This window comes from Rhodoferax sp. AJA081-3 (genome assembly GCF_017798165.1).
Classification (GTDB): domain Bacteria; phylum Pseudomonadota; class Gammaproteobacteria; order Burkholderiales; family Burkholderiaceae_C; genus Allorhodoferax.
Map to the genome: position 1 here is coordinate 4107711 of NZ_CP059068.1, position 26525 is coordinate 4134235.

The 26525-nt window shown below is 60.1% G+C and carries 20 protein-coding genes; 14 read left to right on the forward strand and 6 right to left on the reverse strand.

The genetic code is table 11. The annotated features are described in order from the left end of the window. Positions 1 to 8: 8 nt before the first annotated feature. Genes HZ993_RS19315 through HZ993_RS19325 form a run of 3 tightly spaced genes read right to left on the reverse strand, consistent with a single transcriptional unit; the run spans position 9 to position 3689 of the window. Positions 9 to 728, reverse strand: coding sequence for a DsbC family protein (locus HZ993_RS19315; protein WP_209394332.1), 720 nt, complete (start codon positions 726 to 728; stop codon positions 9 to 11). A gap of 10 nt (positions 729 to 738) precedes the next feature. Then, the gene (locus tag HZ993_RS19320; protein WP_209394333.1) at positions 739 to 1887 is read right to left on the reverse strand and encodes an FAD-dependent monooxygenase; all 1149 of its coding nucleotides are present in this window, start codon (positions 1885 to 1887) and stop codon (positions 739 to 741) included. 29 nt (positions 1888 to 1916) lie between these two features. After that, positions 1917 to 3689 (reverse strand): 7TM diverse intracellular signaling domain-containing protein, encoded by a 1773-nt coding sequence (locus HZ993_RS19325; protein ID WP_209394334.1) that lies wholly within the window; start codon positions 3687 to 3689, stop codon positions 1917 to 1919. A 312-nt stretch (positions 3690 to 4001) separates the two neighbouring features. Here HZ993_RS19325 and HZ993_RS19330 point away from each other — a divergent pair, with 312 nt between their 5' ends. The 3 genes from HZ993_RS19330 (at position 4002) to ychF (ending at position 9129) form a co-directional block, all read left to right on the forward strand. Further along, a complete protein-coding gene (locus HZ993_RS19330) occupies positions 4002 to 7016 on the forward strand; it encodes a glycosyltransferase (RefSeq protein ID WP_209394335.1) in 3015 nt (1004 codons plus the stop codon). Between the two features lie 5 nt (positions 7017 to 7021). Next, entirely contained in the window at positions 7022 to 7816 is a 795-nt protein-coding gene (locus HZ993_RS19335) for a hypothetical protein (RefSeq protein WP_209394336.1), read from the forward strand. Positions 7817 to 8037: 221 nt separating this feature from the next. Then, positions 8038 to 9129 carry a redox-regulated ATPase YchF gene (gene ychF / locus HZ993_RS19340; protein ID WP_209394337.1) on the forward strand — a complete coding sequence of 364 codons (1092 nt, stop codon included), beginning with the start codon at positions 8038 to 8040 and terminating at the stop codon, positions 9127 to 9129. Positions 9130 to 9203: 74 nt separating this feature from the next. On the opposite strand, the gene HZ993_RS19345 is transcribed toward ychF, so the two are convergent. Continuing rightward, a complete protein-coding gene (locus HZ993_RS19345) occupies positions 9204 to 9680 on the reverse strand; it encodes a YqaA family protein (protein WP_209394338.1) in 477 nt (158 codons plus the stop codon). A 180-nt stretch (positions 9681 to 9860) separates the two neighbouring features. Here HZ993_RS19345 and dusB point away from each other — a divergent pair, with 180 nt between their 5' ends. The 5 genes from dusB to HZ993_RS19370 all read left to right on the forward strand — a co-directional run bounded on the left by dusB (position 9861) and on the right by HZ993_RS19370 (position 14050). Next, a complete protein-coding gene (gene dusB / locus HZ993_RS19350; protein ID WP_209394339.1) occupies positions 9861 to 10916 on the forward strand; it encodes a tRNA dihydrouridine synthase DusB in 1056 nt (351 codons plus the stop codon). Beyond that, positions 10913 to 11149, forward strand: coding sequence for a helix-turn-helix domain-containing protein (locus HZ993_RS19355; protein ID WP_209394340.1), 237 nt, complete (start codon positions 10913 to 10915; stop codon positions 11147 to 11149). Before dusB ends, HZ993_RS19355 begins: the two co-directional genes overlap by 4 nt. A gap of 77 nt (positions 11150 to 11226) precedes the next feature. Further along, complete coding sequence (gene purH / locus HZ993_RS19360) at positions 11227 to 12843, forward strand: bifunctional phosphoribosylaminoimidazolecarboxamide formyltransferase/IMP cyclohydrolase (protein WP_209394341.1); 1617 nt, start codon at positions 11227 to 11229, stop codon at positions 12841 to 12843. A 225-nt stretch (positions 12844 to 13068) separates the two neighbouring features. After that, a complete protein-coding gene (locus HZ993_RS19365) occupies positions 13069 to 13647 on the forward strand; it encodes a hypothetical protein (RefSeq protein WP_209394342.1) in 579 nt (192 codons plus the stop codon). Further along, complete coding sequence (locus HZ993_RS19370) at positions 13640 to 14050, forward strand: DUF2752 domain-containing protein (protein ID WP_209394343.1); 411 nt, start codon at positions 13640 to 13642, stop codon at positions 14048 to 14050. The genes HZ993_RS19365 and HZ993_RS19370 overlap by 8 nt, the downstream gene beginning before the upstream one ends. A 266-nt stretch (positions 14051 to 14316) precedes the next feature. Here the strand turns inward: HZ993_RS19370 and hemL are convergent, their stop codons facing one another. Both hemL and HZ993_RS19380 read right to left on the reverse strand, forming a co-directional pair. Beyond that, positions 14317 to 15621 carry a glutamate-1-semialdehyde 2,1-aminomutase gene (hemL, locus tag HZ993_RS19375; protein WP_209394344.1) on the reverse strand — a complete coding sequence of 435 codons (1305 nt, stop codon included), beginning with the start codon at positions 15619 to 15621 and terminating at the stop codon, positions 14317 to 14319. Beyond that, positions 15605 to 16513: a bifunctional hydroxymethylpyrimidine kinase/phosphomethylpyrimidine kinase gene (locus HZ993_RS19380; protein WP_209394345.1), complete on the reverse strand. Its 909-nt coding sequence runs from the start codon at positions 16511 to 16513 to the stop codon at positions 15605 to 15607. Before HZ993_RS19380 ends, hemL begins: the two co-directional genes overlap by 17 nt. 141 nt (positions 16514 to 16654) lie before the next feature. Here HZ993_RS19380 and HZ993_RS19385 point away from each other — a divergent pair, with 141 nt between their 5' ends. From HZ993_RS19385 to HZ993_RS19410, 6 genes are all read left to right on the forward strand, one after another. After that, complete coding sequence (locus tag HZ993_RS19385; protein ID WP_256440996.1) at positions 16655 to 16807, forward strand: rubredoxin; 153 nt, start codon at positions 16655 to 16657, stop codon at positions 16805 to 16807. Between the two features lie 75 nt (positions 16808 to 16882). Continuing rightward, a complete protein-coding gene (locus tag HZ993_RS19390; protein WP_209394347.1) occupies positions 16883 to 17281 on the forward strand; it encodes a PleD family two-component system response regulator in 399 nt (132 codons plus the stop codon). Beyond that, positions 17281 to 17646 carry a PleD family two-component system response regulator gene (locus tag HZ993_RS19395; protein ID WP_209394348.1) on the forward strand — a complete coding sequence of 122 codons (366 nt, stop codon included), beginning with the start codon at positions 17281 to 17283 and terminating at the stop codon, positions 17644 to 17646. The genes HZ993_RS19390 and HZ993_RS19395 overlap by 1 nt, the downstream gene beginning before the upstream one ends. A 12-nt stretch (positions 17647 to 17658) precedes the next feature. Beyond that, positions 17659 to 18189 (forward strand): chemotaxis protein CheW, encoded by a 531-nt coding sequence (locus HZ993_RS19400; RefSeq protein WP_209394349.1) that lies wholly within the window; start codon positions 17659 to 17661, stop codon positions 18187 to 18189. 21 nt (positions 18190 to 18210) lie between these two features. Next, positions 18211 to 20496 (forward strand): methyl-accepting chemotaxis protein, encoded by a 2286-nt coding sequence (locus HZ993_RS19405; RefSeq protein ID WP_209394350.1) that lies wholly within the window; start codon positions 18211 to 18213, stop codon positions 20494 to 20496. 54 nt (positions 20497 to 20550) lie between these two features. Continuing rightward, positions 20551 to 26520: an Hpt domain-containing protein gene (locus HZ993_RS19410; RefSeq protein ID WP_209394351.1), complete on the forward strand. Its 5970-nt coding sequence runs from the start codon at positions 20551 to 20553 to the stop codon at positions 26518 to 26520. The last annotated feature ends 5 nt before the right edge of the window (positions 26521 to 26525 follow it).

Genomic DNA, 26525 nt, shown 5'->3' on the forward strand with positions numbered 1-26525 from the left:
TGTGTGACCTAGCCTTTGGCGGCTGCGGCCAACATTTTTTCAATTTGGGCGGCATCGGCGGCACCTGGAACGCGGGTGTCGTCCACGAAAAACAGGGTCGGGGTGCCGGTGATCTTGTACTTGCGCCCAAACTCGCCATTGCGCACCAGGGCGTTGGTATCACAGTTGGTGGCAGTGACCGGCTGGTCGCGCACCATGTAATCCAGCCAGGCCTTGCCCTGGTCCTTGGCGCACCAGATGGCCTTGGATTTTTCCACCGAGTCGGCGCCCAGGATGGGGTACAAAAACATGTAAACGGTGACGTTGTCCACCTTTTGCAGGTCGCGCTCAAACCGTTTGCAATAGCCGCAGTTGGGGTCTTCAAACACGGCGATCTTGCGTTTGCCATTGCCGCGCACAATGGTGAAGGCGTCCTTAAAAGGCAGGTCTTCGAACTTCACGGCGGTCAGTTTGGTAATGCGCTCCTCGGTCAGGTTGCGCTTGCCCCGCACATCGATGATGTTGCCTTCGATCAGGTAGTTCGCTTGTGCATCGGTGTAAAAAATCTCGCTGCCGTTGATACGCAGTTCGAACACACCGGGGATGGGCGTTTTGCTGACCTCGTCCACCACCTTGATCTGGGGCAGCCGCTCTGCGATGTTTTTGCGGATTTGTGCCTCTTGTGCCAGGGTGGCACTACAGGCGATGGCAGCTGCCACAGACAGCAGGGATTTCAGTAAGGTGTTCATTTAGTCTCAGTCAGTTCTTGTCGGTAGTGGGCTTACCCGTTGCACCCATGGCGCGCCGCGCAACCCATTGTTTGATCGGTCCACTCGCTTCAAATCGGTTCATGCCCCAGGTGCGCATGGCCTGCACAACAGGATGGCGGTTGGTAAACAACTGCTGCAGCACATCATTGGCCTGCCCCATCACCGCAAATTCGGCCTTGCGTGCCCGTTCATACTGGCGCAGCACCCGCGCATCACCCACGCTGCGCCAATAGGGCCGGTTGGTGATGACGGCCACCAGTTCGGCTACATCGGCCAGCCCCATGTTCAGCCCCTGGCCTGCCAGCGGGTGCACGGTATGTGCTGCATCACCGGCCAGAACCCAGGCACCCTGTAGGGCAACTCCACTCCAGCGCCGTGCCAAGGCCTGTTGCAGCGGCCAGACCTTGCGGGCACTGGTCAAGGTGCAGCTACCCAACACGCCATGGCTGGCCAATTCCAGCGCCTGGCAAAAATCCGCGTCGGTTGCAGCCTGCAGGGCCAACGCACGTTCCGGACTGACAGACCACACCAGTGCACACAAGTTCCCCGATTCACCGCCCAATGGCAAAAACGCCAGGATTTCGCCCTTGTCAAACCACTGGCGAGCGACCTGGGCATGGGGTTGTTCACACAACACGCGGGCAGCGAGCGCCGACTGGCCATAGGGGGTGACATCCCACTCCACCCCCCATTCCTGGCGGGATTGGCTGGCCTTGCCCTCACACACCACGGTGAGGGCAGCGGGTTTGGGGGCGTCAAACACTTCTATCAGGGGCTGGAAACGCACCGCGTCGGCCAGGCGGGCTTCGAGCGCGGGTACGTCGACGATCCAGTTCAGTGCCTCGGTGTGGGTGTGGGCGGCATCAAACGCCACTTGCCCACCGTCGTCACTGTGCACCTGCATGGACAACACGGGGGTGGCGTGTGGCGCATCGGGCCAGCAGCGCACGGCTTCCAGCAACTGGCGCGAGGGCAGGCTCAGCGCATAGGCCCGTACATCAGCCGCCAAAGCCTCGGCGGGCTGTGGTGTGCCGGGTGCCACCAGTGCCACCCGCAGCTGTTTGCCCGCCAGATGCAAAGCCAGGGTGCGGCCCACAATGCCCGCGCCACGGATGCAGATATCAAACGGTCTTGTCATCGGGGGATTGTAGAAGCCACCCCAAGCCCTTAGGTCGCAGGGGCCTGGGTTTCCAACAACGAGGCCTGGGTGGGCGCGGGCTCCAGAAAACGGATGGGGCGTCGGGTATTGGGCGACATGCCCGCCAGCAGATCGCGCAAGTCGTCCAGCACACGCTCGGGCGGCAGCGGGTTCTCATGCAACAGTACACAGGCTGCCTGGAAGTGCAAGGTCACTTCGGGCACCAATCCGGGCAGGGGGATCAGGCCCGAGCCAATGAGCTTGACCATGCGTTCGGTCAGGGCTTGGCGGGTGGTGACGCCTTCCATCAGCAGGCCAAACTGGGCCGTACCCACCCGGCCCGCCGGGTCCACGTCGCGCAGGATGCGCTGCACCTTGACAACAGCACGCAGCAGGCATTGCTCGGCCGTGGTGTCGCTGTAGGCCTGGCGGATGTGGTCGTGGTTGGTGACCTGCACCATCACCAGGGCCAGGGGTTCCCGGTGGTCTATGGCGCGCTGCACGGCGCCTTCCAGATGGGTCTGGAACACTTCGGGCGTCAGCAGCCCGGTCAGGGCATCCTGGGTCGGCAGGTGGTTGGCGCGCACCACCAGCTCCTTGCGGTCATGGGTGAGCTGGCTCAGTGCATACAGCAGTATGGGCACAGTGAGGGCCACACACAGGGATGTGACATAGCGCATTTGCCAAAACAGGGGCACCAGACCCATGGTCTCGCCCAACATATAGGTGAGCGCCAAAAACTGCGGCAGCAGGGCCAGCATCAGCCAGCGGCCGACGGTGGAGCCGTTGTGCCAACTCAGAAAGGTGGCGCCCAAGCCCACTACCGAGGCAAAAATCATGACCATGGAACTGACACGGTCTGCTATGAAGCGGTCCATTACCGCAAACGCGAGTACCGAGGCCAGTGTGCCCCAGCCTACGCTGGACAGAAAACGGTCAAAACGATGAAAGTGCACATGCAGAACAAACACATTGCGTATGAACAGCAGCGTGCAGCCCACGGCCACCACCGGCATGAAGCTGGAGGCATAGTTGCCGATCTCGGGTATGGCCGCCCAGAAGAAGGCGTTTAATACACCGGTGATCTGGGCCACGGTGGTGGCAATCAACAGCCCAAACAACGCGGCCCAGCCGTCTATGGGCTGTCGGTGCTCCAGGTAGCGCAACAGGGACAATGCAGCCAGACTCAGCAAGATGCCCAGCATCAACCCCAGACCCAGCAGCTCCAACTGGCGCTGGTTTTCGCGCTGCGGGGCGGCAGTCACGCGGATGGGGACGGCCACCTGCCGGAAGTTGCGTATCTGCAGGTAGATGTCTTTGGACGCGGTGTCGGCCAGGTGGAACTCAAAATCGGGATACAGGCCGCGCTTGTGCCATTCGCCTTGCGCTACGGAGTCGCCTGCGCGCTGCGCGGTCCAGCGCCCGGCACTGTCGGTCTGGTACAGCGTGGCGGCGTCCACAAACGGCATGGGCAGGTTCAAGGTCCAGTCGGTCCTTGAGCCCGCTGTTCGCTTGAACCGCAGCTTGATCCACAGCGTGTCGTACTTGTTCAGTGCATACCGGGCCAGCGCGGGCTCGGGCTTGAACGTGATGATGCCACCTGCGACCAGCTCAATGCTGGCGTTGGAGCCTTCGTCGATCCAGCTGCTGACGGTGGTCTCGATTTGCAGGGACGGCTTCAGGTCGTCCAGCACAATGGTTTCGACCGGCTGCGCACTGCTGCTGGGCTGGTTTGCAGCCTGGCCGGACACGGCCAACAGGCAGCAAATGGTCACCAACAGTCGTACGAGCAGGGATGGCATACACTTGTCTCCCCCGTTTTTAGAGGTTTTTTAGCCTGGAAACGAGCATTGTAGGCCTTGCCCATGTTGGTAAATTTGCATAGGCCAGGGCCCGAGAGCGCGCCACTCCGCCCGTCCCCGGCTGAACAGAACTCTGCGGTCGCATAGCTGTCGTGACGGCAATTCCGTTTGTTTTTTGCAGGTCGCGCGGTTCACCACTTTTGGTTGGATGGCGGTGCTTGGCAGCCCGCGTCCCGTTTACCTGATTCTTTGATGTTTATGTCTGTCGAATATTCTGAAACCAGCCCGCTGGTAAGTGTCTTGGTCCGAAGCATGGATCGCGCCAGTTTGTCGGAGGCGCTTGCATCTGTGGCAGCCCAGAGCTACCCGGCTATAGAGGTCGTACTGGTGAATGCCAAGGGCGCAGTACACGCGGATGTCGGACCACTGTGTGGCCGCTTTCCTATTCGGCTCATCAATTCCTGTGATAGTCTCGCGCGCAGTGCCGCCGCGAACGTGGGTCTCACGCAAGCGCGCGGTGACTTCCTGATTTTCCTGGATGATGACGACCTCATGGACGCCGACCATATCGCGTCCTTGGTCACCACGCTGGCTAGCGCACCGCATTGCAAGGCAGCTTTTTCCGGGACCCGCGTAACCGACGCGGCTGGTGCCACAGTGGGCGTCTATGACCATGTCTATTCACAGGCGCAATTGCTGATCGGCAATTTCCTGCCTATCCATGCCGTTCTGTTTAGCCGGGAGTTGGTGGAGTCAGGTTGCAGATTTGACACCACGCTGGACACCTACGAGGATTGGGATTTCTGGCTCCAGATTGCACAGCACACCGCGTTCGCCCCAACCGGCGGTGTCACAGCCGTCTACCGGTCTTTTTTGGGTGACTCTGGCATGTCGCGCGCCGAAGACAGGCCCTTGCAGCGGCAAAGGAGATCCCTGGTCTGGCGCAAATGGTGGCCGGTATGGGGTGTTGAAAATGTCGATCTGCTGGCGTCTGGCCTTGAGCGCGCGATGGAGGACAAGCAGCGTGAGAGCGAGGAATTGCGCAAGGCATTCGATGAGGAGGTAGCCAAAAACAGCCAGTTGCACCACGGCATCGCGGGTTTGCAGCGTTTGGTGGGTGAGCAGGCGCAGCAGGTGGCACGCCTGGACCACACGGTTGCCGAGCTGCGTGCCGCATTGGCCGGCTTGCACGTGAGCTTGGCAGACCGCGACCGAGCCATTGCCGTTCGGGACGTGCAAATCAATGCGCTCAATACCAGCATACAAGACATTCTGACCTCCACCAGTTGGCGGTGGAGCGCTCCCATACGGCATGTAGGGCGTGCCGTGGATGCCATCCGCCGGAAAGTCCGAGCGGCGGGTTTGCTGGCGCATTTGTCCGTGCAGTTTTTGCGACGCGATTCCGTTGTCACGCAGATCAGGCGTGTGTGCCACTTTGTGGTGCAGGAAGGGTGGTCTGGTATCAAACAGAGGTTGGCGCAAAGGGCTCCTGCGGCTGCCACTGAGCATCCAGTTTCTACCCAGGGCCTGGACGCCAGTCCGCTTCCCAGGTCGGAACGCCACAACCACCAGCCGCTGTCGTCTATCGATACGGACAAATATGAGGTTTTCTTCTTTGACGTATTTGACACGGCCATCATCCGCTTGTTTGAGAAGCCGGTGGACCTGTTCAAACACATGGGGCATACCTCCCGCGTGGCCAAGTTCGAGAGTCTGCGGATTCAGCAGGAACGTACAACGCGTGAAAAACACAGCACGCGCCGTGACGTCAAGCTGGCGGAAATCTACCGGGGGTTCTTTGGCGCGGACCTGGGCGCGGAGATCGCAGCAGAGTTGACCTTTTGTGCGGCACATCCGGACACCCTGGCGTTTTATGCCGATCTGGTCTCCAAGGGCAAGAAGATCTATTTTGTGTCAGACATGTACCTGGACCGGGAGACCATTGCAGCGATTCTGCACAAGAACGGATTCAAGCAGTATGAGGATATTTTTGTATCGTCCGAAGACGATTTGATCAAGGGGGACGGCAGCCGCTTCGCGTGGTTGAAAACCAGCCTCCCGGGCTCGGTGGGCCGGGCCATCCATATCGGGGACAACCACGTGTCCGATTGGGTCCAGCCGCGCCAGCACGGATACGATGCTTTCCAGTACCTGGAGAGCATAGAGTTCTACCGCCACGACGATTTTCTGTTCTCCAAGGCGCCACATCTGGTGGCGCAGGACAGTCTGGGGGTGTCGTTTACGTTGGGGATGTTCCGATACTGGAAGTCCGGTTTTCTGGACAGCAAACCCAGCTACTGGCGGCAGTTCGGTTTTTTCTATGGTGGCGCCCTGGTCGCGGCGTTCTGCGCGTTCGTCAACAGCACCTTGCGTACACGCCAGCTCTCCACTTCCCGCGTGTTTTTCCTGGCCCGCGATGGCGACATCATGAGCCAGGTCTGTCGCCTGCTTTATCCCGAACTGGATGCGGTCTACGTGTGGGCTTCCCGCCGCTGCATGAGTTTCCCTTCTTTGCGCACCATGCAGCCGTCGGACGATGAGGACATGATCAAACTGTTCACCACGCCGATTGGCATAACCTGCGCGGATGACGTGATGGAGCGACTGGGTTATGACGACCTGCCCGAACTGAAGGCGGCCTTGAGTGATCTGGAGGCGCGGGGACTGCTCGACAGCGAGCCCGACATACTGCGCTGCCTGGTCGACCACAAGGACACCCTTTTGCCTAAAGCGAGAGCCGAGCGGGATACGCTGTTGCACTACCTGGACGCCGTGAACTTCTTTGGGGATTCGGACATCGTCATCGCCGACGTGGGCTGGGGCGGAACGATCCAGAACGCCCTGGTGAAACTGATGAAGGAGTCCGGCAGCGGCGATCAACGGCTGCACGGCATCTACATGGGCGTGAGCGATGGCGTGGCGCATCAGGACTTCAAGACGGGTTTCCTGTTCCAGGGCGACCGGTCCCGGTTTGTCGGATTCCTGAACCTCATCGAATTGATCACGTCTTCTCCAAAAGACGGCGTCATGCGGGTTGCACAGCAGGATGGCAGCTTTGTACCGGTTGGCGTCAAACAGACTGCCGATGAGGCGAGCCGGCAATCCATTGCAGCCGAGATCCAGACTGGGATTCTGGAGTTTGCACAGATCGTCAAGGACAAAAAGATCGGCGCCCTTGACTTCTTCCAGCCGGCTGACTTCGAAGCGCTGTTTGGCGCCTTGCAGGAGCACCCGTCCGAAGAGGATGTTGCACACCTGGGTGGGGTGCGGCACGCCATGACGCTGGGCAGCCACTTCGGCGAGCAGGTGCTGAACAAAAAAGGATGAATACGGTGGCAAAACTCAAGATCATTACGGTCGTCATTGCGCCGGCCATGTACGAACGGTTCTTCACACAGAACCCTGTTGTTAATAGCTGCGACCTGGTATCCATAGACAACCGAGAGCACAACCGCAGCTTGCCGGTCATTTACAACGAGATGATCGCGCGCCATCTGGATGCCGATGCCTGGTTGCTATTTGTCCACGAAGACTATGAAATCAAGGACGGCCTGTCCGTCATCGACACACTGGACCCGGCCTATGTGTACGGAACCTTTGGCCTCAACTTCGAAAACCATTCACCAGCGCCCTACGGACGCCATGTCTGCAGCAACAAGGACGGCAGCCGGGCGGTAGAGGTCGGGCATGCCATTGCAGAGCCCGTGGCCGTCCAGACGCTGGACTGCCAAGCCGTTCTGGTGCATACGTCTCTACTTCGCAGCAACCCCCTACTGCGCTTTGACGAACACCTGACATTTGACCTGTACGCCGAGGATTTCTGCATCAACGCGAAATACAAACTGGGCATCACGTCCAAGGTGTTTCCGCTGACATTCCAGCATTACTCGCATGGCAACATCACGGAGCGCTACCACGCCGGCATCCGCTACCTGGCGCAGAAGTACCCCGATGTGGCGGTTGCGGGAAGCTGTTCGTTTATTGGCGGGCGGTCTGCCGATCTTGAAAAGTACTTTGTCTATGGGGTAGGCCAGGTTCAGCCTACGCCTCCGCCGGATGCCCCGGCGGCGCCCACGTTTATCGCGCGGCTGAAGCGGTATCTGCGCCGCTTGTTGCCGCGACGATAGCCCCCTGGTTTCGGCGGGCTAAGGGGTATGGCGGCATGGTCATTACAATTGCCTCTACCCCCTGGAACGAAACCTAGACCAGAAAGCTGAGCAAATGCCCGGTTTTGTCCGATTTGCCGTTGCCCGCCCGTGCGGTCACATACGCGCAGATTCGGCACCCCCACGCCGACCACATTGCGGCGCACTGGTGTAATCACGTTCCGACCAACAAGGATATTTTCATGAGTTTGAAGTGCGGCATCGTTGGCCTACCCAACGTCGGTAAATCCACCCTGTTCAACGCCCTGACCAAGGCCGGCATCGCTGCCGAGAACTACCCCTTCTGCACCATCGAGCCCAATGTGGGCATTGTGGAAGTGCCCGATCCGCGCATGGCGCAGCTGGCCGAGATCGTCAAACCTGAGCGCATGGTGCCCGCCGTGGTGGAGTTTGTCGACATTGCCGGCCTGGTGGCTGGCGCCAGCACGGGTGAAGGCCTGGGCAACAAGTTTCTGGCCCACATCCGCGAGACCGACGCCACCATCAATGTGGTGCGTTGTTTTGAAGACGACAACGTGATCCACGTGGCCGGCAAGGTCGACCCCATCTCCGACATCGAAGTGATCCAGACCGAGCTGTGCCTGGCTGATCTGGCTGCCGCAGAAAAAGCCCTGCACCGCGTGACCAAGACCGCACGCTCGGGTGACAAGGAGTCCATCAAGCTCGTCGCCATCCTGGAGAAATGCCAGGCCGCGCTGAACCTGGCCAAGCCGGTGCGCACGCTGGACTTCAGCAAGGAAGAGCTGCCCTTGCTGCAACAGTTTTTCTTCATCACCGCCAAGCCGGCGATGTTTGTCGCCAATGTTGCCGAAGACGGTTTCACGAACAATCCCATGTTGGACCGCCTCACCGCCTACGCCACCGCGCAGAACGCGCCCGTGGTCGCCATCAGCGCCAAGATGGAAGCCGAGATGTCGGAGATGAGCGACGAGGATCGCCAGATGTTTCTGGAAGAGCTGGGCCAGACTGAGCCCGGCCTGAACCGCCTGATCCGCTCCGCCTACAAGCTGCTGGGTCTGCAAACCTACTTCACCGCCGGGGTGAAGGAAGTACGCGCCTGGACCATCCATGTGGGCGACACCGGCCCGCAGGCCGCCGGCGTGATCCACACCGACTTTGAAAAGGGCTACATCCGCGCCCAGACCATTGCGTTTGAAGACTACATCGCCTTCAAGGGTGAACAAGGTGCCAAAGACGCAGGCAAGATGCGCGCTGAAGGCAAGGAATATGTCGTCAAGGATGGCGATGTGATGAATTTCCTGTTCAGCTCCTGACCAAGGTGGTGTAAGAAGAATGTGACCCTAGCCCCCGCGAAATAAAGGCCTATTGCTATAGTATTTGTAGCAATTTACAGCAGCGACACAACGCCGATCAGGATGCCCGTCATGGTCACATAACGGGCGAATTTGCCAATGGCCATGTAGACCACACAGGGCCAGAACGGCAGCTTGAGCCAGCCCGCCACCGCGCACAGGGGGTCACCCACACCGGGCAACCAGGCCAACAGGCAGGCCTTGGGCCCCAGCTTTTCTAGCCAGGCCAGTGCGCGGGTGTGGTGGTTGGATGTGTGCCGGTAGGCGTCTACCGCCTTGTGCGCGCCATAACCCATGCCCCAGCTCACCGCACCACCCAAGGTGTTGCCGGCAGTGGCAACCAGCACCACGGGCCAAAACAGCTGCGGGTTGAGGTGGACAACGCCGTATACCACGGGTTCGGAGCCCAGTGGAATCAGGGTGGCGGAGAGAAACGAGACCAGGAAAACTGTGCCCAGGCTGTACTGGGGCAGTGACAGCAATGTAAGCAAATGTTCTATCCAAGTTGGCATGAAAGGAGTGTAGGACGTCGGCAGCCGCGCAGCGCTTGTTTGTCCAACCCGGCACCGAATGTGTGCGCTGGAAACATTTACACCTGAATTTCAATTGCTGAAATTTTGAGCAGCTAGAATGGCGTCCGGCCCGCAACCTGGTTGCCTCGGCCACACCCCAAACTCCAGAAAACACCTCACATGCACATCGGCCAATTCGCTCTGGCGAATCCCCTGTTTGTTGCACCCATGGCGGGTGTGACGGACCGGCCGTTCCGCCAGTTGTGCAAGCGCCTGGGTGCGGGTTATGCGGTCAGTGAGATGGTCACGTCGCGCCGCGATTTGTGGGACACACTCAAGACCTCGCGCCGCGCCAACCATGCAGGTGAGCCCGGTCCCATCGCGGTGCAGATCGCCGGCACCGAGGCGCAGATGATGGCCGATGCCGCCGTCTACAACATCGAACGTGGCGCACAAATCATCGACATCAACATGGGCTGTCCGGCCAAGAAGGTCTGCAACAAGTGGGCCGGCTCGGCGCTGATGCAGGACGAGCCACTGGCCCTGTCCATTGTTGAGGCCGTGGTCGCCGCCTGTGCCCCCCACCAGGTGCCGGTCACACTGAAGATGCGTACCGGCTGGTGCCAGACCCACAAAAATGCCGTTGTGCTGGCCCGCACCTTTGAGAATGCCGGCGTGCAGATGCTGGCTGTGCATGGCCGCACACGTGAGCAGGGTTACAAGGGTGATGCCGAATACGACACGGTGGCCGCAGTCAAGGCCGCCGTCAAGATTCCGGTCGTGGCCAATGGCGACATCACCACGCCCGAAAAGGCCCAAGCGGTTCTCAAGGCCACCGGCGCCGACGCCATCATGATCGGCCGTGCGGCCCAGGGCCGACCCTGGATCTTCCGCGAGATCAACCATTTTTTGACGACCGGCACACACCTTGCGCCACCCCTGGTCAGCGAAGTCAAGCGCCTGCTGGTCGAGCATCTGCACGACCACTACAGTCTGTACGGCGAGTTCATCGGTGTGCGCTCGGCGCGCAAACACATTGGCTGGTATGTGCGCGAGTTGCCCGGTGGCGAGGCCTTTCGCGCGCAAATGAACACCTTGGACACCAGCGGCGCACAAGTGACCGCTGTGGAAGATTTTTTGGACGATTTAAACGACCACACGGACCGCATCCCTGCCCCAGGGTGGACGGCCGGAATCAGAGGAAGAGACAACACCATGGAAACTGCAACACCATGAGCAAGAAGCTCATCGAAGACTGCGTGCGCACCAGCCTGGAAGGCTACTTCAAAGACCTGCGCGGCACCGAACCCGGCGGCATGCACGACATGCTGGTGCGGGCGGTGGAAAAACCCCTGCTTGAAGTGGTCATGGCCCAGGCCGACCACAACCAGTCCAAGGCCGCCCAATGGCTGGGCCTGAACCGCAACACCCTGCGCAAAAAGCTGCTGGAACACCGGCTGATCGACTGACACATTCCCTTGCCTTGGTGCGGCAAGTTGCTGCCAGGCCTTCCCCCGATTTTTAACTCTGGCACGCTTCCCACACCATGCACAACGCACCCCAAACCGCGCTGATCTCCGTCTCCGACAAAACCGGCATCGTCGAACTGGCCCAGGCGTTACACGCGCAGGGCATCAAGCTCTTGTCCACCGGCGGCACTGCCAAACTGCTGGCCGACAAAGGCCTGCCGGTGACCGAAGTGGCCGAGATGACAGGCTTCCCCGAGATGCTGGACGGCCGCGTCAAGACCCTGCACCCCCGCGTGCATGGTGGCCTGCTGGCCCGCCGCGATGTGCCCGCGCACATGGCCGCGCTGGCCGAGCACCAGATCAACACCATCGACGTGTTGGTCGTCAACCTGTACCCGTTTGAGGCCACGGTGGCCAATGCCGGCTGCACCCTGGAAGACGCCATCGAGAACATCGACATCGGCGGCCCCGCCATGGTGCGCAGTGCCGCCAAGAACTGGAAAGACGTGGCCGTGTTGACCGATGCATCGCAATACGCCACGGTGATTGCCGAGCTGACGGCCCATGGCAAGGTGAGCGACAAGACCAAGCTGGGCCTGTCGATTGCCGCCTTCAACCGCATCAGCCAGTACGACGGTGCCATCAGCGACTACCTGTCGGCCATCCAGATTGGTGAGACGGTGCCCGCAGGCGATGCCTCCCCCAAGCTGGACCTGTTTGCCGGCCAGTCCAATGGCCGCTTCATCAAGGTGCAGGATTTGCGCTACGGCGAAAACAGCCACCAGCAGGCCGCGCTGTACCGTGACCTGCACCCTGCGCCAGGCTCGCTGGTCACCGCCAAGCAGCTGCAGGGCAAGGAACTGAGCTACAACAATATTGCCGACGCTGACGCGGCCTGGGAATGTGTGAAGAGCTTCATAGGCACGCCGGCCTGCGTCATCGTCAAACACGCCAACCCCTGCGGCGTGGCTGTAGGCGCCAATGCGCTGGAGTCCTATAACAAGGCCTTCCAGACCGACCCCACCTCCGCCTTCGGCGGCATCATCGCGCTGAACTGCGTGCTGGACGAAGCCGCAGCCCAGCAGATCGCCAAACAGTTTGTCGAAGTGCTGATGGCCCCCAGCTTCACGCCCGCGGCCTTGGAAGTCTTCAAGACCAAGGTCAATGTGCGTATCCTGCAAATCGACTTGCCCAAGGGTGGTGCCGCTGATTGGGACAACGGCCGCAACGCCATCGACATGAAGCGCATAGGCTCCGGCATCCTGCTGCAAACGGCGGACAACCACGAGCTGGCCCTGAGTGACCTGAAGGTCGTCACCACCAAACAACCCACGGCCGAAGAGCTGAACGACCTGCTGTTCGCGTGGAAGGTGGCCAAATACGTCAAGTCCAACGCCATCGTTTTCTGCAAGGGCGGCATGACCATGGGTGTGGGCGCCGGCCAGATGAGCCGCCTGGACTCGGCCCGTATTGCCTCCATCAAAGCCGGTCACGCCAATCTGTCCTTGGCCGGCACGGTCGTCGCCAGCGACGCCTTCTTCCCGTTCCGCGATGGCTTGGACGTAGTGGTGGACCACGGCGCCACCTGCATCATCCAGCCCGGAGGCTCCATGCGTGACCAGGAAGTGATTGACGCCGCCAACGAGCGTGGTGTGTCCATGGTGTTCAGCGGCGTGCGCCACTTCCGGCACTGAGATAGTGCGGCCTGGCTCCGCCTTGCGGTGAACAGGCCCTGTGGCCGGTCCAAGCTAGGGGTGTATGCACAAATAGTGTGCTAGCCCCCGTGTACCATGCCTGGGTAGCTATACCTTTTGTAGCGAATTCTTTGACGGAACGTTGGCTGGTTTTGTTCTATCGCCATTTCAAGGTGGTAGCATGGCCCATTCCAACCCGCTTTCCATCAACAGAGAGGTGTAAACATGGCTGCTCCCGACATCGGTACGTGCGTTTCTGCTGGCATCAACGGTCTGAAGAAGGACCCGCTCACCCACATCGTGACCTCGCTGTTGATCGGTATCGTGGGCGGTGCAACGGCCGGTCTGCTGACCGGCCCGATGATGGTGGGTTATATGCGCATGATCAAACGCGAAGACGAGGGCCACAAGGCCGAGATCGCGGATGTGTTCAAGGGTTTTGACGACTTTGTGCCAGGACTCTTGGCGGTGCTGTTGTCCAGCATCATTGTGGGCATCGGTTTCATGTTGTGTTTTATTCCTGGCCTGCTGATCATGGCCCTGGTGCCGGTCGCAACCTATCTGGTGGCTGTGGGCGAGAAGGACGGCATCAAGGCCATCTCGCGTGCCTGGGACGCGGTCAAGGCCAACCTGCTGAGCGCGTTTTTCTGCGGCCTGATTCTGGCCATCGTCGGTTCCCTGGGCGCCCTGCTGTGCGGTATCGGCATCATCCTCACGCTGCCCATCGCTTTCATCGGCAGCTACCACATGGCCAAACAAATGACCGACGGCGGCGACCCGCCTGTCGCCATTACCCTTGCCTGATCCTGCCAACACCAGTCCTGATCTGCTCAGCCCGCCGGAGCGCCAATGGCGTTCCGCGCTGACACTGGGCTGGCCGCTGGCCCTGCTGGGTGCACCCCTGGTGCTGTCGCTGGGTGATGTGCCCCTGTGCGGTTTTCAGCATGTCACCGGCTTGCCCTGTCCGCTGTGCGGTGGGACACGGGCTTGTGCCGCCTTGGCGGATGGCAATTTCATCGTGGCCTGGCAGCTCAACCCTGGGCTGATGGTGCTGCTGGCGCTGGCGGCGGCGCATTCGCTGCAACTGGGTGTTGAAGCCTGGACCGGGCGGCGCGTACAGCGTTGGCGGATTGGGGTTGGTGCCTGGCGGGCTGGAATTGTTTTGCTGCTGGTTGGTTGGGCGTTGCGCCTGTTGGGATGGCTCTAAGTTCGATCCATCTTTAGCACTTTGGCGACGTCTGTGGTTGCAGAGTTCGGGCTAATGGCCCCTGCCTCATGGTGTCAAACGCCCACAAATCGGCAGGGGCCATTAGCCCAAACTCTGCGGGTGACCGTGTGGGGCCGGGTGAGGTTTGGATCCGGTATCGCCGCCCGCCGTGCACGATACGCCCCGCAAACAGGGCTACTCCAGCAAAGCCTCTAAGCGGAAAGTGCCGATAGCCACCGAAGAATGGACTTGAGTAGCTAGAAAAGTTATAGCAACTTAAAGACCACTTCGGCCATCTCAATGGTCTCCGCCAGATCCGCATCCGTGTGCGCCGCGCTGACAAAACCCGCTTCGTACAAGGCCGGTGCAAAGTACACACCGCGCTCCAGCATGCCGTGGAACAGCGTGTTGAACCGCTTGTTGTCCGTGGTCATCACCTTGGCATAGTTCTGCGGCAGCGTGTCGAACAAGAAGAAACCAAACATGCCACCCTCGCTGTCCACGCTGAACGGCACACCCGCCTTGTCGGCCGCGCCCTTCAGTCCGGTCATCAGCTTCTGCGTCTTGGCGCCCAACGCCTCGTAGAAACCGGGCTTGCGGATCTCGCGCAGCGTGACCAAGCCGCAGGCGGTGGCTACTGGGTTGCCGGACAGGGTGCCGGCCTGGTAGACCGGGCCCAGCGGCGCCAGCATTTCCATGACGGCGCGTTTGCCACCAAAGGCCGCTAGCGGCATCCCGCCGCCAATGACCTTGCCCAGCACCGTGATGTCTGGCGCAAAGCCGGGAATGGACTTGGCATAAACGCCTTGCGCGCTGCCCAGTCCCACGCGGAATCCGGTCATCACCTCGTCGAACACAAACAGCGCGCCGTGCTGCGTGCACAGCTCGCGGCAGCGCTGCATGAAAGGCACTGAGGCGCGCACAAAATTCATGTTGCCGGCAATCGGCTCGATCATCAGGCAGGCCAACTCCGGCCCGTGCAGTGCAAAGGCTTCTTCCAGTTGCGGGATGTTGTTGTACTCCAGCACCAGCGTGTGCTGCACCACCTCGGCCGGCACGCCGGCGCTGGTGGGGTTGCCAAAGGTGGCCAGGCCCGAGCCGGCCTTGACCAAGAGTGCGTCGGCGTGGCCGTGGTAGCAACCTTCAAACTTCAAAATCTTGCTGCGACCGGTGGCGCCGCGGGCCAGGCGGATGGCGCTCATGCCGGCTTCGGTGCCGCTGCTGACCAGGCGCACCATGTCCATGCTGGGCACCAGGCCCAGGATTTCTTCGGCCAGTTCTACCTCGCGCTCGGTTGGGGCGCCAAACGAAAAACCGTCCAGCGCCGCCTTTTGCACGGCTTCGACCACGGCGGGGTGGCCGTGACCCAAAATCATCGGTCCCCAGGAACCTATGTAATCTATATAGCGCTGGCCATTGGCGTCCCAGAAGTGGGCACCCTGGGCGCGGGACACAAAACGGGGTGTACCACCCACGGCCTTGAAGGCGCGCACCGGGGAGTTGACGCCGCCGGGGATGACTTTTTGGGCGCGTTGGAAGAGTTGCAGGTTGCGGTCAGTGTCGGGTGTCATTGGGCGAGATTTCAAAAGAGGATTCTTCGGGCTCCAGATCGTCGGTTTCCGGGTGGGCCCAGAACAGGCGGTCGGGCAACACATTGCCCATGCCGGGCCTAAAACCGCTTTCCAGGCAACGGTCCAGGTAACTCAGGGCTTCGGTGGCCGCCTCGGTCAGTTCGGTTTCGCTGGCAATCAGGGCCGCCAGCGCGGCCGACAAAGTGTCACCCGCACCGGCAAATACGGCTTCGAAACGTTCAAACTTGTTGCTGCACAACACGGCGGTGGGGCTGCTCAGCACGTTGTCAATGAACTGGTCGGGCAACGGAATGCCGGTCACCAGGGTGTAGGGCACACCAAAGGCGTCGGCGGCGCGTGCGATGTCGCGGGCGGTTGGGCTTCGCTCGGAACTCCAGTCCGGCAGCAGCCATCGGCACAGGGTGCTGTGGTTTCCAACCAACACGGTAGTCAGTGGCAAAAGCAGCTCGTTGAAGGCGTCCTGGTACAGGTCGATCTGGTCTTCCTGCCACCAGGACAGGTCGGGCATATAGGCCACCAGAGGGATGTCGGAGTAGTCGGACGCTAGCTCGGCAATGGCGCTCAGGTTCTCGGGCGAGCCGACAAATCCGACCTTGATGACCTGCACCGGCACGTCTTCGAGGATGGCGCGGGCCTGTTCGGTAACGGCCTCGTCGTCCATGCAAAAGTGGTCGTATACCTCTGCCGTATCCCGGGCATAGGCGCCCGTGATGACGGGCAGGGCGTGGGCGCCGACCGAGGCAATGGCTGTGATGTCGGCGGTGATGCCTCCAGCGCCACTGGGGTCGTTGGCATTAAAAACCATGACACAGGCGCCCGGTCCGTCGTCTTCGGTTTCGATCTCTGGGCTATGGTCTGGGAGTGCCGTCATGTGGTGTCCTGTCTTAGGGTTTGTCAGCAGACAGAATGGCGGGGTTTGGGCGGGCGGCAGGCGTTTTGCCAATGCTGCTTCTATACAATCCTTGCATTCTATTCCAAGGCCCTTTAAGCTGTGAGCGATACTAAAACGTGGATGTGCCTGATATGCGGCTGGATTTATGACGAGGCGGCTGGCGCCCCCGATCATGGACTCGCTCCCGGTACCCATTGGGCCGATGTGCCCATGAACTGGACCTGTCCGGAGTGTGGTGCGCGCAAGGAAGATTTTGAAATGGTTCAGATTTGAGATTGTTCAACGCGAGAACGAACGTACCATGTCTCTGAACATCCACACATAAAACATAACCAGGAGCAACGCCTTTTGAGTAACGCAGCATCCACTGTCAGAGTTCTGGTTATTGATGACAGCAACACCATTCGCCGCAGTGCGGAAATTTTCCTCAAGCAGGGCGGTCACGATGTGATGCTGGCGGAGGACGGGTTCGACGCGCTGGCCAAGGTGAATGACTACCAGCCGCAACTCATTTTTTGCGACATTCTGATGCCCCGCCTGGATGGTTACCAGACCTGCGCCATCATCAAGCGCAACCAGAAGTACTCGGGTGTTCCGGTGGTGATGTTATCGTCCAAGGACGGAGTTTTTGACAAGGCCCGGGGGCGCATGGTTGGAGCGCAGGATTATTTAACCAAACCTTTTACTAAAGATCAGTTGTTGCAGGCGGTGCGGCAATTTGGGACCGTTATGCAAGGAGCAAATTGATGGCAATACATAAAGTACTAATCGTTGACGATTCAAAAACCGAGATCATGTTTCTGACGGATCTGCTGCAAAAAAACGGCTACACCGTTCGCTCGGCAGAAAACGCGGATGAGGCGTTCAAGCGCCTGACCGAAGAGAAGCCCGACCTGATCCTGATGGATGTGGTGATGCCTGGCCAGAATGGTTTCCAGCTGACACGGGCCATCAACCGTACGCCCGAGTACACCGACATCCCGATTTTTATCTGCACCAGCAAAAATTTGGAGACCGACCGGGTATGGGGCATGCGCCAGGGCGCGCGTGACTACATCACCAAGCCGGTGGATGCCGCCGAGTTGTTCGCCAAGATCAAAGCACTGGGTTGATTTCGCTGTCCCATGGCAAATCGCGAAGCACTTAGAGAACTCCAGTCACGGCTTGCCAGCCGTTTGCAGGCAGCGCGCACCGAAGGTATGTCGGTGGCTTGGCTTGCCCTGCGGGTGGGTGGTAAGAACCTCTTGTTCCCCCTGGGTCAGTCGGGCGAAATATTCCCGCTGGCCAATTTGCAGCCGGTGCCCTATGCCCGCGACTGGTTTCGCGGCGTGATCAATATCCGCGGCGGCTTGTACGGCGTGGTGGATCTGGCGGCCTTCATCGCAAGCGACACGGGGACTGTTCGCGCCGAACCTCCTTCGCAGGACTTGAGCGTGGTGACCCTGAATCTCGCACTTGAGGTTAATTGTGCTTTGCAGGTCGACGGGCTCCTGGGTCTTCGGGGGGGCGATGCCTTTGCCTCGTCGTCACCGGCAGACCCCGGTGCGCCGGCCTACTATGGAAACCAATTCATTGACTCCGCTGGCGAGCAATGGCAAGAAATCGATCTGCGTATCTTGTCCCAAACCCCTCAATTTTTGAGTATCAGCGCTTAGACCCCTCCGTAAGGCTTCACCATGTCCGTCGTCGATAAATTAAAAAACATTTTCACCAAAAAACCATCGGAGTCCGAGTTGGATTCACGCCTGAGTCTTGCCATGCCGGAAGACCTGGTGTCGAGCGCGGCGGGCGGTGAAACGGTGCAGGAAGACGAGGCTCCTATGGGGCTCAGGCTGGGTGCGGCGCCCATGAAAGAGGCGGTCGAAGAGGTTGCTGCGCCAAAGGCGGATGCAGGGGATCTGGTGTCTATCCCCGGACTCGGTAGCCGAACGGTTGTCCAGCAGCAGCGGACCCTCTTCACCATGTTGGGTGTTGCCCTGTTGGTCTTGGGTGGTGTGACCTTTTATGCGCTGAACCAGTCGGACAAGGTTGCCAAGCAGTTGGGTGCGACCGGTCAGGCGCTGATGCAGTCGCAGCGGCTCGCCAAGTCGGTGTCGCAGGCGGTGGTGGGTAGTGCCCAGGCCTTCCCTGACGTGTCTGACAGCGCAGGTGTTCTGTCCAAGACCACACGGGGTTTGCAAGACGGCGACGCTGAGTTGCAGTTGAAGCCTTTGGGTGACGCCTACGCGCGTGATCTGGAAAAGATCATGCCCTTGGTGGACCGCGCCGAGAAGAGTGCCAAGGCGGTTATGGGGCAGCAAAAAATCCTGACCCAGATTGGTTCTGCGCTGCGCCTGATTAACCGCCAGTCTTCCGATTTGCTGGAAATTGCCGAAGCCATCCTGGCGATGAAGCTGCAACAAAATGCGTCATCGGTTGAGATCTCCGCCGTTGGTCAGATGGTGATGTTGACCCAGCGGATTGGTAAGTCTTCCAATGAGTTCTTGACCGCAGAAGGCGTGAGCCCGGAAGCCGTTTTCTTGCTGGGTAAAGATTTGAACACGTTCAAGGAAATTTCCCAGGGCCTGTTGTCCGGCAGCCAGGAGTTGCGCCTGGTCGCATCCAAGGACGCCAACACTCGTGAGCAGCTTGAGCTTCTGATCAAGACGTACGAAGAGACGCGGGTTCAGGCCAGCGCGATTCTGGGTAACTTGCAGGGTCTGGTATCAGCCCGTGAAGCGCAAGACGCCATTATTGCGGACAGTGAACCGTTGCGCCGCAACCTGGAAGAGGTGCAGGCCACGCTGTCGACCCAGACGGGTATTGGCGGAGTCGCTCTGGCGGTGTTAATCTTGGCAGCTGTTTTTGCCTTGGTGTGTGCGGGTGGTTTGTCCTATGTGCAGTTGCAAGACAGCCGCCGCCGCCAGGTGGTCGCGGAAGACCAGCGTCTGGAAGCCGAGCGCCAGGAGCACGAAGCCAAACGCGTCAATGACGCCAACCAGGCCGCCATTTTGCGTTTGATGAACGAATTGCAGACAGTGGCGGAGGGCGACTTGACCCAGGAAGCCACGGTGACCGAAGACATTACCGGCGCGATTGCCGACTCGGTGAACTACACGGTGGAAGAGTTGCGTTCCCTGGTGTCTAACGTGCAGAACACGGCGGCACGGGTTGCACAAACCACCTCAGACGTGGACGCCACGTCCACCGAACTGCTGGCGGCCTCCAACGAACAGCTGCACGAAATTCGTGAAACGGGTCGTTCTGTTGTGGATATGGCGGGTCGTATTAACGAGGTGTCTACCCAAGCGCAAGAATCGGCAACTGTCGCGCGCCAATCGCTGTTGGCTGCAGAGTCGGGCCTCAAGGCCGTGCAGGATGCGATCGGCGGTATGAACTCTATCCGTGACCAGATCCAGGAAACCTCCAAGCGCATCAAGCGCCTCGGCGAATCGTCGCAGGAGATTGGTGAAATCACCGAGCTGATCTCGGACATTACCGAACAGACCAACGTTTTGGCGTTGAACGCTGCTATTCAAGCAGCGTCCGCTGGTGAAGCCGGTCGCGGCTTCTCGGTGGTTGCGGAAGAAGTGCAGCGACTGGCGGAACGTTCCGCCGATGCGACGCGCCAGATTTCTGCACTGGTGAAAGCGATTCAGACCGATACACAGGATGCCATCGGCGCTATGGAACGCTCCACGCAGGGTGTGGTGGAAGGGGCCAAACTGTCCGATAACGCGGGTACCGCGCTGACCGAGATTGACCGTGTGTCACGCCAGGTGGCGGATCTGATTGAGCAGATTTCGAACTCTGCGTCCCGCGAAGCCGGCCTGGCCAACGTCGTGGCTGAAAACATCCAGCACATTTTTGCGGTGACCGAACAAACGGGTGAAGGTACCCGCGTGACAGCCACCCAGGTGCGTGAACTCTCCCGCATGGCGGAAGAACTGCGCCAGTCGGTGTCACGATTCAAGATCAGCTGATAACCACTCCCGCGCCGCGCCAATAGATTAGAGATCCCAGGAGAGCCCGAACCCATGTCATCGAATTCTGCCGCTCCCGGCGACAATGAACTGGCAGTCAGTGACTTGGGCCCTTTGGCCTGGGTGCTGGACGAGCTCCGCAAGTCCCTGGACGGTGCGACCAAGGCGCTGCGGCGTTTTGTTCGCGATGCAGAATTGGCCAGAGGGTCCAATCTTTCCGAACTTGACGCTAGCCACCTGCGCATTGCGCGCCAGCAACTGCACCAGGCTGTAGGTGCCTTGGAGATGGTGGGCTTGAGTGCGCCCGCCAAGATGCTGCGCGCCATGGAGGGCCTGGCCCAGAAATTTGTGCAGCGCCCTGAGTTGTGCAGTGAAGACGCTGCCAACCGGGTAGAGCGGGCCAGTTTTGCGCTGACCGAGTACCTGGAAGGTGTGCTCAAGGGCAAGACCGCGTCGTCCGTTGCACTGTTTCCCCAATACCGGGCCGTCTTGGAGCTGGCGGGTGGCGAAAGCGGACATCCTGCCGATCTGTGGCCCATTGAATGGCGCTGGTTGAATGTTCCGCTGCAGCCGGGCATTGAGGCGCAGTCGTTCACGACCAGTTTGCGCGGACAGATGGACCAGGCTGTGTTGCGCGTGATGCGCACCGGTGACCGCAAGGCTGCGCGCCGCATGGGTGATCTGTGTGCCGGTTTGGCGGTGGGACAGGCACAGATTGAGCCCCGTACGTTTTGGGCCATTTGTGCTGCGTTTTTTGAAGGCGTGGCCTTGGGGCTTTGCCCTGACGACGTGTACACCAAACGTGCCGCTTCGCGCGTGTTGCGCCAGTACACCTCGCTGGCCAAGGGAGATATGGCGATCTCGGATCGTCTGGCCCATGACCTGGTGTTTTTCTGTTCTTTGTCGGTGCCGGGCGCGGACCAAAGTGCCCCGGCACTGAAGGCGGTGCGTGCGGCTTATGGTCTGGAGCGTAGCAAACCGGTCCAGTACGAAACCGAGCAGTTTGGGCGTTTTGACCCGGCGCTGATGGTTCTGGCGCGTAAGCGTATTGCGGCTGCCGCAGAGACATGGTCTGCACTGGCCGGTGGTGACACCAATCGTTTGAAAGTGGTCACTGAGCAGTTTGGCGCGGTATCTGAATCGGTTATCAAGCTGCATCCCGAGAGTGGTGAATTAGGCCGTGCACTGACCCGCGCGATTGACAGTACGGTCCGCTCCGGTGCGGCGCCTGTTGCGCCCGTTGCGATGGAGGTTGCAACCGCCATCTTGTACCTTGAGGCTGCCTACGACGATCTGGACCCGACAGAAGCTAATATGGCGGAGCGCAGCGCCCGCTTGGCCGTTCGCTTGGAGCACGTCAGCACAGGCGGACAACCCGAGCCGCTGGAATCGTGGATGGAAGAGCTGTACCGCCGGGTTAGCGATCGCCAAACCATGGGTAGTGTGGTGGATGAGCTGCGCACCACCTTGGCCGAAGTCGAAAAATCGCTGGACCAGTTTTTCCGTAACCCGCAAGACAAGGCACCGCTGCGCGAGGTTCCCAGCCAGCTGGCGCAAATGCGCGGTGTGTTCTCGGTACTGGGTCTGGATCAGCCGTCCTTGGCGGCGTTGCGCATGCGCGCCAGCGTTGAGCAGTTCCTGGTCGATGACATCGACGAAGCAACCGCACGGCGTGGCATTTTCGAGAAGTTGGGGAATAGCCTGGGGGCCATGGGCTTCCTGATTGACATGCTGAGCTACCAGCGTGCGCTGGCCAAGAAGCTGTTTGTCTACGACGAAGACTTGGGTGAATTTAAACCTTTGATGGGCCGTGAGCGTGCGCCAGACGAGGCCGTGGCCGAGCCGGAAGTCGTTCAGGCGCCCGAGGCAGCTCCTGTACAAGCTGCAGTTGAACCCGCATTCGACACCACGCAGGCTTTGTCTGCCCCGGTTGCTCCCGTCGTGCCCGCTGCTGCGGCACCGGTCGCGCCAGTGGTTGAGGAGTTGTCGGAAGACGAAGCTGAGTTGATCGATATCTTCCTGGAAGAGGCGCGCGAAGTGGTGCAGAACGGCTTGGCGGCCGTCAGTGCGCTGGTCGAAGATCCTTCCAATCTGGCCGACCAGACTACGCTGCGCCGTGCGTTCCACACACTCAAGGGAAGCTCCCGCATGGTGGGGCTCAATGAGTTTGGCGAAGCTGCATGGTCTTTTGAGCAGTTGTTCAACAACTGGTTGGCCGAACAACGTCCCGCCAGCGAGGATCTGATTACCGCGGCCAGCACAGCCATGCAGGCCTTTGGCCGGTGGGTTGACGATATTGCCAACCACACCGCTGGGCAGTGGAACGCGCAGGACTTCCGCAAGTCCTCTGACTCGTTGCGTTTGAATGGCATCTGGATTCCGCTGGTAACACCCGCAGCGGCAGCGCCGCAGCCCGTGGTGTCTGTGCCCGAAGTATTAGAAGCGGCAGAATTGGTAGAGACTTCAGAAGCGCCCGCGGTCGATGTGGCGCTCGCGCAGTCAGAACCCGAAGTTACACCTGCCGAAGAAGAAGCCCGTCCCGATTTCGCTTCGACCCAAACGTTTGGTTTTGAAAACACGCAGGCCTTCCCGCATGACAGCAAGCCTGGAGTCCGAGAAGGCATTCAGGGCGCAACCGAGGTCACCGAGGTCGACTTCGGTGATTTCGACTTCGGAGATCTCTCCGGAGCGGCCAAACCCGAACCTGTGCGCGAAGAGCCTGCCTTGCCCGCTGCGGTGGAAGAACCCGTTGTCGCCGCGTTTGAGCCGGCTACCGAGGAAGTCACTGCAGCAGAGGCCAGTGCACCCCAGGATGGTTATGCACTGCTGGATGCAGAGCTGGTAGAGCCGGAAGCGCTTGCAGAGCCACAACCAGAGCCTCTGCCAGAATTGCTGGAAGACCTGGCAGTGGTTGAACCTCTGCTTGTTGAGCCCGAACCTGAACCTGTCGTTGAACCGGAACCCACAGCACCCGTGCTGGAAGCGCCTGTTGACGAGTTGGAACTTGCCGTGCCGGAAGTTTTACTGGTACCCGAAGCCCCTGTGGTGGTCGAAGAAATCGACGAACAGGTCAAGGTCATTGGCCATCTGCGGCTGAGCATTCCGCTGTACAACGTCTACCTGAACGAAGCAGACGAATGGTCGCGGCGCTTGCAGGTCGAGCTCAGCGAATGGGCTATGGAGCTGCAGAAACCCTTGCCGGACTCGCTGGTTTCGCTGGCCCATTCATTGTTGGGCAGTTCGGCTACGGTCGGGTTTACCGCTTTGTCGGACATGGCTCGTGCGTTGGAGCAAGCGTTGCAACACGTGCAACTGCACCGCCAGGGTACGGCCGAGCAGGCAGAAGTCTTCTCCAATGCGGCCGAAGACATTCGGCGCTTGCTGCACCAGTTCGCCGCCGGATTCCTCAAGGAATCGGATGCGGATGTGTTGGCCGCACTGCAAACCATTATCGAGACAGAGTTTCCTGCCGCAACCATCGATTCCGTCGCGGATGCTTTGGATGACGAGTTGGCTCTCCCCGAGGTCGAAGAGCAAGAGTTGCACGCGGTGGTGGATACCCCTGCCGCAGAAGCCGTTGTGCCAGCACCTGCCGTGTTTGAGCCCACCAACGTGCCTGCACCTGCGCCCTTGTCGGTTGTTGCTGCGCCGCTCAATATTGCGCAGGCCGAAGACGACGATGACATCGATGCGCGTGACAGCCTGGACGATGACCTGTTCCCGATCTTCGAGGAGGAGGCTATTGAGCTGATGCCGCAATTGGGAACGGCGTTACGGGCATGGGTGGGCTCGCCAGACAATCTGAAGGCCCGCAACGAGGTGTTGCGTGTGTTGCACACGCTCAAAGGCAGTGCCCGCTTGGCTGGCGCTATGCGTTTGGGCGAAATGTCGCACCGCATGGAATCGAGCATCGAACAAATCGGTACCGAGCAGATTCAGCAGGTTCAGCTTGAACCGCTGTTAACGCGCTTTGACGGTTTGCAGGCGACGTTTAATGCCTTGGGTGGAGCGCCTGTCGCGGTAGAGGTAGCCCCGGTAGAAGTATTGCCCGCGGCAACGACAGCCACAGCCGGTGTAACTCCCGCCGTGACAGCCGCACCCGTGCGTGTTGCGCCACGCGGGCTGGCCGCTGTAACACCCGTACGGCAAACTGCCCACCATTCGGTGCGCGTGCGTTCACAACTGCTGGACCGTTTGGTCAACCAGGCAGGCGAGGTGATGATTTCCCGCGCCCGTATGGAGGCGCGGCTGACCCAGCTGCGCGCATCTCTGACCGACTTGACAGGCAATCTGGAGCGTTTGCGCAGCCAGTTGCGCGACGTGGAGCTGCAATCCGAATCCCAGATGCAGTCGCGTTTGGCGCAAACCAAGGATTCTGCGCAGGCCTTCGATCCGCTGGAGTTCGACCGATTTACCCGCGTGCAGGAACTGACCCGCATGATGGCAGAGTCCGTGCACGACGTGGCCACGGTGCAGCGCAATTTGCAGCGCTCCATTGAAGGTGCTGAAGACGATTTGATCGCCCAGGGCCGCCAAGCCCGAGAGTTGCAACGGGATCTGCTGCGCACACGCATGGTCGAGTTCGAAAGCATTTCGGACCGCCTATATGGTGTGGTTCGCCAGGCCGCCAAGGATTCTGGCAAACAGGTCAAGCTGGACATTACCGGCGGCTCCATTGAAATGGACCGTGGTGTGTTGGACCGCATGGGCCCCGCGTTTGAACACATGTTGCGCAATTCGGTGGCGCACGGTGTCGAAAGCGCGGCAGACCGGGTGGCGGCAGGCAAGGCCCCTGTAGGCACCATCACCATTCACGTCAACCAGGAAAGTAACGACGTGTCGGTGTCTTTCAGTGACGATGGTGGCGGTTTGCACCTGGACAAAATCCGCGCCAAAGCCATTGCCAACGGTGTGTTGTCTGCAGATGAGACATTGAGCGATAGCGACGCTGCCAATCTGATTTTTACACCCGGATTCTCTACCGCTGACCAGGTCACCGAGTTGTCAGGCCGCGGTATTGGCATGGACGTGGTGCGCTCTGAGGTGAACGCCTTGGGTGGCCGCATCGAAACCGCCACCGAATACGGTCGCGGAACCACCTTCAAGGTCATTCTGCCGTTGACCACGGCGGTGACCCAGGTTGTGATGTTGCGCGTGGGTGAGTTCACGATTGGTGTTCCGTCTGGCCTGGTTGAAACCGTGTTGCGCACGCCGGCTGCCGTACTGGAGCAGGCCTACCAGCGTGACGGTTTCGATATGGCGGGCCAGATGCTGCCCTTCTTCTGGGCGGGCGCCTTGTTGCAGGTGTCTGCGCAGAGTACCGAGCCACAGACCAAGACACGTTCTGTTGCCGTCTTCCGCAGCGCGGGTCAACGCCTGGCCCTGCACGTGGATGAAATCTTGGGCAACCGAGAGGTTGTGGTCAAGAACTTGGGCCCGCAGCTGGCGCAATTGCCCGGTTTGGCGGGCGTGTCGGTGCTGGCATCGGGTGCCGTGGCGCTGATCTACAACCCTGTTGCTTTGGCAGCGGTGTATGGTGACCAAGCCCGTGCATTGCACAAGTCGGCGGAGGTGGCACAAGCGGCTGCGGACAGCGGTAGCCAGGTTGCCGCACCCACACAGACACTGGTGGGCGCTGTCAACCAGGTGCCGCTGATCCTGGTGGTCGACGATTCCATCACCGTGCGCCGTGTGACCCAGCGCCTGCTCAAGCGCGAAGGTTACCGTGTCGCGCTGGCTTCCGATGGTTTGGACGCTCTGGAAAAACTCCAGGAAGAAAAACCAACGGTGGTGTTGTCCGACATTGAAATGCCGCGTATGGATGGCTTCGATTTGGCCCGCAATATCCGCGGTGATGCCAAGCTGCGTGATCTGCCCATCATCATGATCACGTCCCGTATCGCTGGCAAACACCGTGAACATGCCAAAGAACTGGGTGTGGACCACTACCTGGGCAAGCCCTATTCGGAAGACGAGTTGCTTGGTTTGGTGCGCAGCTACTGCGCAACCGCTGTAGTTGCTTAAAACGG

Bases quoted from the DNA above. Each gene is read 5' to 3' on its own strand.
- HZ993_RS19325 (WP_209394334.1), bottom strand. From the start codon at position 3,689: ATGCCATCCCTGCTCGTACGACTGTTGGTGACCATTTGCTGCCTGTTG.
- HZ993_RS19385 (WP_256440996.1), top strand. From the start codon at position 16,655: ATGTGCCTGATATGCGGCTGGATTTATGACGAGGCGGCTGGCGCCCCC.
- HZ993_RS19345 (WP_209394338.1), bottom strand. From the start codon at position 9,680: ATGCCAACTTGGATAGAACATTTGCTTACATTGCTGTCACTGCCCCAG.
- HZ993_RS19315 (WP_209394332.1), bottom strand. From the start codon at position 728: ATGAACACCTTACTGAAATCCCTGCTGTCTGTGGCAGCTGCCATCGCC.
- HZ993_RS19410 (WP_209394351.1), top strand. From the start codon at position 20,551: ATGTCATCGAATTCTGCCGCTCCCGGCGACAATGAACTGGCAGTCAGT.
- HZ993_RS19380 (WP_209394345.1), bottom strand. From the start codon at position 16,513: ATGACGGCACTCCCAGACCATAGCCCAGAGATCGAAACCGAAGACGAC.
- HZ993_RS19405 (WP_209394350.1), top strand. From the start codon at position 18,211: ATGTCCGTCGTCGATAAATTAAAAAACATTTTCACCAAAAAACCATCG.
- HZ993_RS19330 (WP_209394335.1), top strand. From the start codon at position 4,002: ATGGATCGCGCCAGTTTGTCGGAGGCGCTTGCATCTGTGGCAGCCCAG.
- ychF (WP_209394337.1), top strand. From the start codon at position 8,038: ATGAGTTTGAAGTGCGGCATCGTTGGCCTACCCAACGTCGGTAAATCC.
- HZ993_RS19355 (WP_209394340.1), top strand. From the start codon at position 10,913: ATGAGCAAGAAGCTCATCGAAGACTGCGTGCGCACCAGCCTGGAAGGC.
- hemL (WP_209394344.1), bottom strand. From the start codon at position 15,621: ATGACACCCGACACTGACCGCAACCTGCAACTCTTCCAACGCGCCCAA.
- HZ993_RS19365 (WP_209394342.1), top strand. From the start codon at position 13,069: ATGGCTGCTCCCGACATCGGTACGTGCGTTTCTGCTGGCATCAACGGT.
- purH (WP_209394341.1), top strand. From the start codon at position 11,227: ATGCACAACGCACCCCAAACCGCGCTGATCTCCGTCTCCGACAAAACC.
- dusB (WP_209394339.1), top strand. From the start codon at position 9,861: ATGCACATCGGCCAATTCGCTCTGGCGAATCCCCTGTTTGTTGCACCC.
- HZ993_RS19320 (WP_209394333.1), bottom strand. From the start codon at position 1,887: ATGACAAGACCGTTTGATATCTGCATCCGTGGCGCGGGCATTGTGGGC.
- HZ993_RS19395 (WP_209394348.1), top strand. From the start codon at position 17,281: ATGGCAATACATAAAGTACTAATCGTTGACGATTCAAAAACCGAGATC.
- HZ993_RS19400 (WP_209394349.1), top strand. From the start codon at position 17,659: ATGGCAAATCGCGAAGCACTTAGAGAACTCCAGTCACGGCTTGCCAGC.